Consider the following 12,121-nt stretch of genomic DNA (forward strand, 5'->3'; position numbering starts at 1 on the left):
AGCTGCTCCGGTGTAATTTGTGACACCCCGATTTTTATGATCGGATTAGAGTATTTGGACGCTGAATCAGGTGAAAAGCTGCTGTTTGGAGAGTCTGCTTCCTATTCAATCGATGATTTATCTGTAGAAAGTTTGGAATCGGAGATTGAATATTCTGTTACTGTAGACAGTACATTTACAGATAAAAAATCCCCCTGATTTTTGGTTCAGTATCAGATGTTATTAAACTTACCTTGGGAGATTTTTCTACAGATACATTGTACGTAAATGCGCTTTACCGGGATTTAGGATGTTGCGGAGAAATTGTACCGACGGATGTTCAGCTCAATGAGGAGTTCATCTGCACTGACTGTGATTCACCAACAATCGTGGAGATCTTAAAATAAATTTACTGAATCGGGAGTAACCGAAGATGTGTCCGGTTTAGGTAACTGAATCAGAGAGTCAGGCAAATCTATATTTATCAGCTCACGGTCTTCATTTATCTTTTTAACGTCACTGCTGTCAGAATAGGTTGTGTCTTGTTCTTGGGACGTCAAATATTGATCCAGATCAGTTTCAGCCTGTAAAAGAAAAGGGTCGATATCATCAAATTCATCTGGTTCCTCCGGTTGATAGTATGCAATACCGCTCAGTTGAGTCATTTGACGCAGAATCCATAAGCTTCTTTCTTCTGCAAAGGGTGAAGGAGGTTCTACTCTCATCCTTTTTGGACTGGGAAGAACGGCGGCAAGACGGGAGGCCATTTCAGGTGTAAGTTCCGAGGCGCTGATCCCCCAGAAATGGTCTGCAGCTTTACCGATACCGAAAATCCCGGGACCAAATTCGGCTATATTCAGGTAGACTTCTAAAATTCTATCTTTTGACCAAAAGAGCTCTATGAGGACTGTAATTCCTGCCTCAAAACCTTTTCGAAGGAATGTTTGAGTCGGTGACAGGTATATGTTTTTGGCAACCTGTTGCGAAATCGTGCTGGCCCCGCGGGTCCGCTCCCCGCTCTGTCTCTCCTCCCACGCCTCACGAATCGACTCCATATCAAATCCGCTGTGCTCCAAAAACAGTTGATCTTCGGAAGCAATCACAGCCCACTTCATCTGTTCGGGAATTTCATCGCTACTGAACCAAAATTCTCTGAGGTTATAACGTTCTGATTTAAGCTCAGACCAATTTTCCCGCAAGGTAAAACTTGTAGCAGATGGGTTTACCCAACGGAGGGTTATCAGGGATAGCAAAAAAAGAATGAACAGAGTTAAGATAATGCCAAATATCAGGTAGAGATAGAACCGCCACTTTTTATAGAGTGGATTGACGCTTTGATCTGAGTTTCGGTTCATGGGCATAGATATTCTCAAGTATTGGCATAAATATAGCGTTTACTGTAACGCATATCTCCGGAAATTGAGAATCAAGAGTCAAAATAGACGGTAAAACGACTTCCTTTCCCGGGTTCACTCTCAATTTCAATCCTGCCGCCAAGACTTTCAATCTGGTTTTTGGTAATGTAGAGCCCGATACCCTTAGAGTTTTTATTGGAATGAAAGGTCTTATACATCCCGAAAAGATCATTCCCATGTTTATCAAGATCGACCCCTACCCCATTGTCAGAAATTCTTAAAATGGTTTCCTCCCCATTTTTATTTGCTGAAATTTCTACTTTAGGTTTACGGTCTGGATGGCTGTACTTAATGGCGTTGGAGATCAAATTTAGCAGAATACTTTCCAGATAAGCCGGATTGTACTCGATCTCTAAATTTTCAGGAATTGATTCTATAAATTCCACATTGTGAATCATGATCTCTGATGAGAGAATATCTTTCACATTTTGAAGATTATTAAAAAGATTGAGCGGCTTGAACTCCAGGTTTGTATTGTACTGAGCATCTACAATATTGTTTAAATCCTGAATGGTTTCATTTAGACGGTCTGAAGCAGTGGCCAGGTATTCCATAAAATCCTCCAGCTCCTGGTCGGAGTCAGCTTTATCAATCAGGGAGAGAATCATCGTTATATTACCGGCGTGGTTCCGAAGGTTGTGTGATACGATATGGGCAAAATTCTGAAACCGGCTGTTTTGCTGGCTGATAATATCAATGGTCTTTCTCAGTTCATCCTGTTGTTTTTTATTTTCTGTGATATCCTTCGTGATTCCAAACGTCCCGATAATCTCCCCTTTAGAATTATGCATCGGGAATTTTGAGGTAGACGTCCACCTTACGCTTTTATCGTCAGTAAACACCTCTTTTTCCTCTTTGTCGATAATGGGCTCGCCGGTGTTTAATATCTTTTTTTCATCATCCAGAGCTGACTGTGCATGTTCATCTTCAAAGATATCAAAATCGGTTTTACCGATAGCTTCTTCGGGACTATCGAAACCAAATTTTTCAGAACAGGTTTTATTTATTCGCAGAAATCGGCTCTGCTGATCCTTGAAAAAGATACTGTGAGGAAGATGATCCATTAACATCTTCATCAGATAAGAATCATATTGGAGTGGCTTTTGGGTAAGAAGTTTGATTTCTCCTGCTATACGTTTCGGACTATGCAGTTCACCCGTAATTTCTGCACTTATAAATTCACCCGGCGGACATTTAAGGCCGGTCTGAATTGATAATGTGGATTTGTCAGGGTTTCGTAAAAGATCTTTTATTTCTTTTAAAAAAAGAGTGTAATCGTCTGGACCTATGAGGTTTTCCCAAAAATGAAGAGGTGTTAAAAATTCACTATCAGTAAAATCAAATTGATTCAAAAATCTCTTATCACAACTAATCTCTTGATCTTCTACATCCCAAACCCAATATGTTTTATTCGTTAAATTCAATACTGGATGGTTTTTACATAAAGATGTTTCATTAAGTTAAGAAATTCTAATCAAATATTTTAATCAGGAATGAAATGTTTGATACCCTAAAATAATCCAGCTTGGTGTATCGATGTCCGGAACGGATTGGCAAAGACTTTCAACTTTGTAAAACTAGGGGAAGGGCATGAAGTTTTATTCTTGAAATAGCCTTATGATGATCCGGAAGATCTATTCTATCAGGGTTGATAATCCATGGAATCTCACGAAATTTTCCCAATAATAATTTTTGAATCAAAATTCAGAACAGCATATTCAATGATATATTGATCAAATAAATATAAAAATGAAAAAAAGTGAATATATTGATCTGAAGTGCTAAAGCTATTAAAAGACTATCACTTAGAAATCGAAAGATCTACTATCGCTAACTGCAACCAGACAGAGAACAGCCAAGAACAGCAAGGCAAAGACTTTAAAATTATTTAGCCATCAATCATAAAGATCTTACTATGAAGTACATAATTTTCATTTTAGTAATAATAACAGGCAGCATGTTACTCATTTCATGCAATTCGAACCGTGAAAAGGAAATTGGAAGCACAGGCTCTGCTGAAGTATCCGAAGCTAAACTCGATTCTTTAATCAACCTCATGACACTTGATGAAAAATTGGATCTGATACATGCCAGTTCTTCTTTTACGTCCGGAGGCATTTCCCGTCTGGATATTCCCGAACTTGTCTTTTCTGATGGCCCGCATGGTGTTCGTCATGAGCACGGACGCGGCTGGTATGCCCTGGAAGATGCCGACGACCGATCCACCTACCTTCCGGTTGGTATAAGCCTTGCTTCTACCTGGAATAAGGATATAGGATATGATTACGGCGAGGTGCTGGGTAATGAGGCCAAGGAAAGAGGCAAAGATGTGCTTCTGGGACCGGGCATCAATATTATTCGCAGCCCGTTAAATGGCCGTAATTTTGAATATCTCAGCGAAGATCCTTACCTGACCGGAGTGATGGGAACCGGATATGTACGGGGTCTGCAGGATCAGGGGGTCGGATCTATGCCAAAGCACTATACGGCCAATAATCAGGAAACGGATCGCCACAATATCGATGCGCAAATCAGCCGGCGTGCCCTTCATGAAATTTATTTCCCGGCATTTGAAATGGTTGTCAGAGACGGTGGTGCATGGAGTATAATGGGAGCCTATAATAAAGTTAACGGGCAGTATACCACCCATCACGAATACCTCAATAATGTAATCCTCAAAGGCGAATGGGAATTTGACGGAGCCGTTGTAAGCGACTGGGCTTCGGTTAAGGATACCCGGGAAGCCCTTTTATACGGCACGGATATCGAAATGGGCACCGAATTGCTCCGCGACTTCGACAACCCGGAGTACGATGAATTTTATCTGGCCAATCCCGCTAAAGAAATGATAGAAAGCGGCGAAGTCGATGAGAGCTATGTGGACGAAAAAGTTCGCCGCGTCCTGCGTCTGATGTACCGGACCACAGCCATGACCGATCACGGCCAGGGTCAGAGGAATGTTGATGCACACCAGCAGTTAGCTCTGGAAGTGGCGCGGGAAGGTATCGTACTGCTCAAAAATGATGGACTACTGCCATTGGACAGGGAAGAGATTCAGACCGTTGCCGTCATTGGTCATAATGCCACGCGTAAATTTGCCGAGCGCGGGGGCAGTTCTCAGGTGCCGGCCCTGTATGAAATTACCCCGCTTGAGGGCATTCAGAATCTGGTAGGTGATGATGTTGAGGTGATTTACGCCGAAGGATACGAGCCCTATTACGATGAAAGTCTTTTCAGAGGGGACGGCGGCGATGCGGCTTCGCAGTCCAGAGAGAATGAGCGGGATGTAGAGCTGGCGCGCACGGCTAATGAAGATTTGATGCAGGAGGCTGTTGCACTAGCCGAGGAGGCTGACGCCGTGATTTTTGTGGGTGGTTGGATTCACGGTCACGAAGGCATGCCGTGGGGTCAGGGCACATATGACGCTGAGGCCCGTGATAAACTGAACCTAAAACTGATTTTCGGCCAGGAAGATGTTATCCGCCAAATCAACAGCGTGAATGACCATACGGCAGTTGTGCTGATGGGCGGCAGTAATGTGGAAATGGAAAACTGGCTGCCTGATACGCCGGCTTATCTGCAAGCATGGTACCCGGGAATGGAAGGAGGCACAGCTATAGCAGAGATACTGTTCGGAGAAGTGAATCCTTCAGGGAAACTGCCTATGACATTTGCTAATTCACATGAGGACTATCCTTCGCACTCCATTGGCGAATTTCCGGGCGACGGAACCGTCGATTATGCAGAAGATATCTATGTAGGTTATAGATATTTCGATACTCAAGATAGAGATGTAATCTATCCTTTTGGTTTTGGACTTTCGTATACAACCTTTGAGTTTTCAGACCTTCAGGTAGAAAGAGATGATGATAAAGTTTTGGTGCAGAGCACGGTCACAAATACGGGTGAAAGAGAAGGCGCTGAGGTGGTTCAGGTTTATGTGCACCATAAAGATCCCTCAGTAGAAAGACCTGTCCGGGAATTAAAAGGTTTTGAAAAAGTAACGCTTGAACCCGGAGCATCGGCTACCGTAAACATTGAGTTGGACGAGTCGGCCTTTATGTACTACCATCCGGAAGATCTTAAATGGGTGCTCGAATCAGGCAGCTATGAAGTTCAGGTGGGTAACTCCTCTCGTGATATAAAACTGCAAGATGAAGTTGTATGGTGAATGTTGCCTGAAGGACAAGGTCGTAAACATCCACAAGTGTTGGGTTAAGTCGGTATCGCAATCAGGGAACACTAATTTTTAACAAGAACCACCTGGCTGTTGTCACTTTTCCAGATGTTGTTCATGATATTCCTGTAGCTTTCAAACTTGTCAGCTGGAATAATTCCCGGGGTCATAGCAATTTCACGGTAGTAGTGAAGTGTTCTACCGTCATCAGAAGGAGTGATTTTTGCTGAGTAACTGCCAAAATCAAAGTCAAGATTTAAAGAGTCGGGCGTTGCCTCTATGGAAAATTCCTCAGGAATATTGAATGTGAGCTCATCAATATAGTGGTACGCATACCGGATGTATACCGGCTGCTTACGGTCTTCATCTGCGGGAACATAAGTTTGGCCCCTCTCCAGAAGGTTTGGTTGAAACATAAGCCTGCTCCCCAATTTATTTGCAAAGGTTTCCACGTCTAAATTCAATATTAACTCAGCAGACGGTGTTGCCGGATCGGCTTTAGCACTGTACTCTTGCATCTCATAAAGGCTGAAAGGAAGTAAATTGCGTACATATCGGTCTTGCTGAATATTCGACTCTCTAGTGAGTTGCCTGATATGTTCATGCTGTTTTCCGCCAAACTCCGTATTGATGGAGAGCGATGCTGTGCCATCACTATTCAAGTTAACTGAGGCATTCCGTTTTTGATAGTTTTGAGAAGGGGATTGTTTGGGGGTTTCAACAAGTTCACCACCCGTTTCACTGAACAGGAGGGCGTGCCGGTTCGAATTTGATGAGCCGAGATATCCCAGTGGAAAAGAACTGCTAGTGGCCTCGGCCCAGATCATTTCGCCTTCAAACTGAATGGCAATCACTGCGTGGTTGAAAGGGTTATGTACAAATTCAGGATCAAATGGGAATGAAAACCCGCCGTTTCGAATAAGGGCCGGCCGCGCATCAAATCCCGCATAGCGCAACATCGCCAGCATGTAGTTAGAGAGGGCTTTACAATCACCATAAAGATTGCTTGCCGTAAATGAAGCGGTTTCGGTTTGGAACCCACCAATTCCAAGCTGTATACTAACGTACCGGGTTTTACTCTGAAGATGTGAATAAATAGCCTCGATCAGATCTTTTGTTACACCGTGTTCAGCAATCATTTGGTCCACCGTCTGTTTTTCCGCATCAGGCAGTTCATCGCGTCCCTGCCAGAGACTGCCGAACCAACTTCCCAAAGCCGACCAAGACTCCATATTTCCGGGATTTCCTTCCATTTCGAAGTGGTTGGTCCTCATTACAACAGCCGGGAAGAGCTGAAACCAAGGCGGCCCCATCACCTCTCTTTTTACGGCCGGTAAATCCGATAATTCCCAGCGGTACCCTGACTTATAGTTCTCACGAAAAATGCTTTCGTTGTCGTCAGGCAAATTAAATTTTCTATACTCAAAACCGAGGGATGCAGGTAAGGAAACAATCAGCTTGCCAAACTCAAGCGCGGTCTTTTCCCTTGATATCGGTATCCATGCCGGAAGCTGAATAAACCCTGAGTAGTCTATGTGGTAGCTGTACTGAATCGTAAATGGATATTCGGGGTGTCTAAAATCTCCCTTTATAATCCTGGAATCTTCGGCGAGTGAAAAACTGGATACGAGTGACTCGTCATCAAAATCCCTGTTTTTGATGGATCGAACTTCATTGCCTTCGGCGTCGTAAAGCGATCCTTTAATTTTGCTTACTTTGGAAAAACTGTTGTAGGGAACACGGATTGACGCATGAGGTAAACCGTCGGAATTAAGAATGGTAACCATTTTTTCAACGTACATATGTCCCTCACCGGGACCATTAAGCTCGACCTTTCTGTGGTGCATCCGAATGACAGCATCAGCATCTTCCAGTAGTTCCGGGCTGATAGATGAGACGGCGGGGTCAGTATTCTGGTAATTGGAAGTGTGTGCTCCCGAATGAACAGGAAACAAAAACAAAATTATTATAAAAGCACTTCGAAAAAAATGGTATCCGTGCGTCATAAAAATTCCTCGATGGTTTAATTTCCGGATTGACCGGTTTCAGTTTCCATGAGGACTTCAGCTGAATCATCCGTCTTTCTCAATACGATCTGTTGGTTAAAAAACTCAGTCAGGAAAGCATAGTAGTTTCTAAGATCTTCATAGCGGTCAGCATTAACCATAATTTCATTATTAACGGTTACAAGCAGCATCTGAACGGTGTTGCCGGCAACCTGATGCATAAATGAAAATCCTGTTTTTTCGGAGAATTGAGCTGAACTGTTTTCGGGAATTTCAACAATCTCATACCCTTCCGGAATAATTAGGGTGGTTTTGACCTGTTTGTTTGTCCCATAATTAAACTCTACAGGAAAGTTTCTGTCTGGATTACTGAACGGGTTTTTAGAAATTCTGTCCTTAAAAAAGGGATTGATATAGATCATATTGCCTGCAACTGTAGCATACTGCTCATTCACAATATCTGCATTAACGGTAAGGGGTTTTGAAGAATCGTCGAGATTGAGCAGTTCAAATTTTTCGATTTCCGAACCGGGGGCATTCTCCAGATGATTCTCCTCCAGATAGGTCTGCTGATCTTCCTGTTCTGCCAGGTAACGGTGAACGATGGCATCATATCCATGATAGTTCGACCGTAGCTGGACTGAAAGATTTCCTGTGCTATCAAGGTTAAGCACCGAAGCCGTCCGAACCGAACTAAGGTTGTCGGGTGTGATGTCGACAATATTAGCATTGTCTCCGCGCATTAAAAGACCGCTCCCGTTTATTGAAGGTGGATTTAAGATGCCAAAGGGGATAATATCATCAACAGGGTCGAGAAGTAAAATAGTGTCTTTAATCTGAAGAAGCACAATTGTATGATTAAATGAGCGAGGTGTTGGGTAATTCCAGTCTACATTGCCGTTCGACCTTGTGCTAACGATTACCGGATCGGCTTGCAGTCCGGCACTGCGAAGCATGCTTATCAGTAAAATAGCTTTATCAGAGGAATTACCGCTCAGATCTTCCAGGATTTTGTGAGCACGATCCGTTGTAGAAAGTCTGTATTTATTATTCCACTGAACGTTTTCTGCTACGTAATTATAGATGGTGCGGGCTTTTTCCATTTCGTCGTCAATGCCATCAATAATCTCCTCAGTTGACTTACGAAGACTACGCCGCGTAGTAATAGATTTGCCAAAACTATGGGAACCCAAAAGTTCATCTGCTATCTCGTCCCAGGTACTCATGTAGCTCCGATAAAGACCATCGTTGTTTGTGTAGCCGGCAAGCTGGTATTTAACCTGGTTTTTGTAATTGTCGAGTGTTGTAACATAAGGTTCATCCCGTATTGCAGGCGCATCCTTGAGCACCGTTCGGAAAAACGTATAATTGGCAAATGAGGGAGCCAGATTGTAATACCTGCTCATTCTATTCATATGCTTATCATCGTCATCTGTTTGCTCAAACGGCAGGTAGCCATAGTTATATGAGCTGAATTTCAGAAAGTCGGGTACCAATACACGGTACTCACTGTGCAGAGTAGGCGAGCTGTGCTGGAACGTCCACCCCGGCAGGGCTCCCGGATTGGAGTAAATAATTTCATATTCATACTCGACAATAGACCCGGGTTCCAGTGCCGGAAATGTAAAAGAGGTAATCTCCCAATCGTCGCTGTTTTCAGTGAAAATATTATCCTTCTCAACTTCGATTTTTACAGCTTCACCATCTGCACCTCTGTTTATGGTTTGAGCCGATACATTTCTCAATCGTTGAACAGATCGGTCGTCGTAAACGGGAATTTTGATTTCGGTATAGTCAGATTGATCGGGGTTCAGGATCTTGATTCGCTTATGCCGTTTGTGGATGATCTCAATGTTTTCGTCGACATAAGATTCACCAACATCGAAAAGAATGATTGAGTGGGCGTTTTCATCATTTTCAAAAGAATTGACCTCCCACTGTTCGAGTGATACATCTCCCCACTCCAGAATATTTTGAGCTGAGGCCGGCCAACATAAAAAGGACAGAATTATGATTAGAAATAGTATTCTTGCGCGCATGGTAAGTCCCCCGTGATATAGCGTTGTATTTCAAAGATTATATATATTTAAATTTGAAAATGCCAAGCCAAGGTTATAAATATGTGGATTACAACACTATAAAATATTGATAATTAATATCTTGAAAATAGTCAGTGGCTTGAACTGCAAGGAATTTTTTTGAATTCGAACAAATGACACACACAGATTCGCAGGAAATAACTGATTGGGAGGAAGGTTGTTGGTTCGGTTTTAGATCTGGGATTGTTCAGACAACTAGAACAGACCCGAAAAGTGTGTCGGGGGTAAGCACGTAATGAACTTGACCGACTTCCGGCGGATGTTTGGACGCAAGTAGCGTCAGCTACGATCACATGACCGGCCTTGCCATTAGTATGCGATACATGTCAGAATGCTGAAGAGAATGAATGAGAACGTTAATTGACGGTGGGGAAACTATCTGCCCTTGACAAAGTCCTTTTTAATGGTGTTATGTGTCAAAAAACAAGATGATGTTTATTATACCAAATACCAGTAAAGCAAAGCCCAAACTAGAATAAACGACGGCTTTTAGATATGTTGGACTATTCCTTTCATATCCGACTTTTTTTAGTTGATAAAACTGGTATATAAGGATTGTAGAAATCAATAAAAACGACAACCCAATAAACATGTTTAAATATTGATTCATCTATTTGCACATAACGGTTTGGCGCTTAACCGGCTTGGCCATTTCGAGCTACTAAAGTGATAAAAATCAGGAAATGCTTCAACTCTGAAAATCTTTACTACCGCCAATAAGCGGCAACATCCGGTTGAAACGCTGGTTATGGCTGCGAATGATCTTGTTCAGGACTCATTCACCTTATCAAGTACTCGTTCAATCAAATTTTCCGAAATCCGAAAATTAGTTTTCTGGATTTTCTCAATAATCGGTTTTACAGCTTTCAGATGGCCCGTGTTTTTTGCTGCTATTAACACACCAAGCGAGCCGGTTACCGGAATACCCATTTCTTTCGCTGCTTTTCTCCCTTTGATTTCATCAATAATTAACAGCGATCCTTCATGCTCTAAGGCAAATGCAATACTTGTTGCTTCACCCGTGTCAAGATAACCAGACAATCCTTTATGTACATCTGTTTTCAGTTGTACAATTTCAATCCAATTTGGAACCGGTTGATTGAACTCTTTTAAAACTGTATCTGTGATATGAAGTTTGCCATAAAGCTTTTTCAGAAGATCCAGCTCTCCGATTTTGTAGAATAGAATAAGGCAACTAGTGTCAGATACTATGACGCTGGGCATTTTCTATATCTTCGTCAAGTTCGTCTGCAGGATAGTTGATCAGAGAAACGTTGTACTCAGCAAGCAGCTCCATGAAGGTTTCTTTCGAATAGCCGGCCAATTCAGCCGCTTGTCCCAGTGTCAGTTTGCCTCTTTCATATAATTTAGATGCCAATGACATTCTTGCCTCCTTGTCATCTATATCTGCTGTATTTGGTATGTTTATTGTTAACGTTTTCATAAATCAAATGTAACTAATTTTTCTTTTTAACGATAATCACATCTTATTGGTCTTGAACGTGAAATATTCTGAAAACAGGCAAGCACCATAACGGTTTTGCGGCTAAACGGCGAGACGACTAATTTTCAAAAGCTTCGAAATGCAAACTCGACCGTTTGAGCCGCTGGTTATTTGGTGTAGCACTGAAAAGGTGAGTGGAAGCTACGCTGGTTGCTTGGAAACTTTTTTATAGTTCTCTTTGATCTTCGATCGCTTTTTTTCACCGAGCTCAGACTTCTGCTTTTTCATCAGTTTCCTGAATTCCTTCAGCTCTTCATCAGACCAGGGTTCTGACTTTACAACGAAATCAATTCCTTTGGGTTCTTTAACTATAGCCATGGGTTTAATCCTTAAAATATTTTTTCACAAGCTTCAACGCGTTAACGGTTTCGATGTACATTCGTTGTCCTTTGAAATTCGTGGCACCAAGTTTTTTCTTGTAATGTTCAATTAACGCAGACTTGGAGTCAAAGGCAACATATCCCTCATACCCTTTCTCAAATGAGACTTTACACGCAAAAGCAAAAAGATTCCCGGCTACACCCAGATATATCTTGTTGGTTCCTTTATTGAAATTTGCACTTTCAACAAGGTGAATAAAAATGTGATCTCTCTTGTCTTCAATGCACAACAAACCATGAATGATTTTAGGATTGTTGACGGTAATTAACTTGTAAACCTCTCGACCTGATAAATTTAATTCTTCTTCCCAATCGAAAAGCCATTCTGCAGGTTTGATTTCCTTCTTGCCTGTTTTACCAAGTCGAACAACGCTCGTATCAAAAACCTCACCGGTAACACTGTTTTCGATGGAATTGGTCAGCCGGTCAATTTCAATGTCTATCTCTTTTTTACCCATGACTGAAAGTACAGATTTTGACGACAAAGCTAGAAGTGAATTGTCAACTTCTGAACTTTTGACTTAGGATTCGTTTTAGACAAATAACGGCTCCGCAAATAAC

Annotated in this window: 10 protein-coding genes; 2 read left to right on the forward strand and 8 right to left on the reverse strand. The window is 42.2% G+C overall.

The window, feature by feature from the left end:
- Positions 1-198: hypothetical protein (locus tag ACESM0_RS09210; protein WP_372905787.1), on the forward strand; the 198-nt coding region annotated here is incomplete at its 5' end.
- Between the two features lie 179 nt (positions 199-377).
- Here ACESM0_RS09210 and mtgA read toward each other — a convergent pair.
- A complete protein-coding gene (mtgA, locus tag ACESM0_RS09215) occupies positions 378-1,340 on the reverse strand; it encodes a monofunctional biosynthetic peptidoglycan transglycosylase (protein ID WP_372905789.1) in 963 nt (320 codons plus the stop codon).
- Positions 1,341-1,405: 65 nt separating this feature from the next.
- Positions 1,406-2,818, reverse strand: coding sequence for an ATP-binding protein (locus tag ACESM0_RS09220; RefSeq protein WP_372905791.1), 1,413 nt, complete (start codon positions 2,816-2,818; stop codon positions 1,406-1,408).
- Positions 2,819-3,309: 491 nt separating this feature from the next.
- On the opposite strand from ACESM0_RS09220, the gene ACESM0_RS09225 reads away from it, so the two are divergent.
- Positions 3,310-5,565, forward strand: coding sequence for a beta-glucosidase family protein (locus ACESM0_RS09225; protein ID WP_372905793.1), 2,256 nt, complete (start codon positions 3,310-3,312; stop codon positions 5,563-5,565).
- 71 nt (positions 5,566-5,636) lie between these two features.
- On the opposite strand, the gene ACESM0_RS09230 is transcribed toward ACESM0_RS09225, so the two are convergent.
- The 6 genes from ACESM0_RS09230 to ACESM0_RS09255 all read right to left on the reverse strand — a co-directional run bounded on the left by ACESM0_RS09230 (position 5,637) and on the right by ACESM0_RS09255 (position 12,018).
- Positions 5,637-7,577: a DUF3857 domain-containing protein gene (locus ACESM0_RS09230; protein ID WP_372905795.1), complete on the reverse strand. Its 1,941-nt coding sequence runs from the start codon at positions 7,575-7,577 to the stop codon at positions 5,637-5,639.
- Between the two features lie 17 nt (positions 7,578-7,594).
- On the reverse strand, positions 7,595-9,616 hold the full coding sequence (locus tag ACESM0_RS09235; protein WP_372905797.1) for a DUF3857 and transglutaminase domain-containing protein: 2,022 nt from the start codon (positions 9,614-9,616) through the stop codon (positions 7,595-7,597).
- An 828-nt stretch (positions 9,617-10,444) separates the two neighbouring features.
- Positions 10,445-10,900, reverse strand: coding sequence for a DUF3368 domain-containing protein (locus tag ACESM0_RS09240; protein ID WP_372905799.1), 456 nt, complete (start codon positions 10,898-10,900; stop codon positions 10,445-10,447).
- Positions 10,878-11,120, reverse strand: coding sequence for a UPF0175 family protein (locus ACESM0_RS09245; protein ID WP_372905801.1), 243 nt, complete (start codon positions 11,118-11,120; stop codon positions 10,878-10,880). Before ACESM0_RS09245 ends, ACESM0_RS09240 begins: the two co-directional genes overlap by 23 nt.
- Before the next feature lie 201 nt (positions 11,121-11,321).
- Complete coding sequence (locus ACESM0_RS09250; protein WP_372905803.1) at positions 11,322-11,498, reverse strand: hypothetical protein; 177 nt, start codon at positions 11,496-11,498, stop codon at positions 11,322-11,324.
- Positions 11,499-11,502: 4 nt separating this feature from the next.
- Positions 11,503-12,018 (reverse strand): hypothetical protein, encoded by a 516-nt coding sequence (locus tag ACESM0_RS09255; RefSeq protein ID WP_372905805.1) that lies wholly within the window; start codon positions 12,016-12,018, stop codon positions 11,503-11,505.
- Positions 12,019-12,121 lie beyond the last annotated feature (103 nt).

This window comes from Rhodohalobacter sp. (genome assembly GCF_041686455.1).
In the GTDB taxonomy this organism is placed as follows: Bacteria; Bacteroidota; Rhodothermia; order Balneolales; family Balneolaceae; genus Rhodohalobacter.

Coding starts and splice junctions, on each gene's coding strand:
- mtgA (WP_372905789.1), bottom strand. CDS start 1,340: ATGCCCATGAACCGAAACTCAGATCAAAGCGTCAATCCACTCTATAAA.
- ACESM0_RS09225 (WP_372905793.1), top strand. CDS start 3,310: ATGAAGTACATAATTTTCATTTTAGTAATAATAACAGGCAGCATGTTA.
- ACESM0_RS09230 (WP_372905795.1), bottom strand. CDS start 7,577: ATGACGCACGGATACCATTTTTTTCGAAGTGCTTTTATAATAATTTTG.
- ACESM0_RS09235 (WP_372905797.1), bottom strand. CDS start 9,616: ATGCGCGCAAGAATACTATTTCTAATCATAATTCTGTCCTTTTTATGT.
- ACESM0_RS09240 (WP_372905799.1), bottom strand. CDS start 10,900: ATGCCCAGCGTCATAGTATCTGACACTAGTTGCCTTATTCTATTCTAC.
- ACESM0_RS09245 (WP_372905801.1), bottom strand. CDS start 11,120: ATGAAAACGTTAACAATAAACATACCAAATACAGCAGATATAGATGAC.
- ACESM0_RS09250 (WP_372905803.1), bottom strand. CDS start 11,498: ATGGCTATAGTTAAAGAACCCAAAGGAATTGATTTCGTTGTAAAGTCA.
- ACESM0_RS09255 (WP_372905805.1), bottom strand. CDS start 12,018: ATGGGTAAAAAAGAGATAGACATTGAAATTGACCGGCTGACCAATTCC.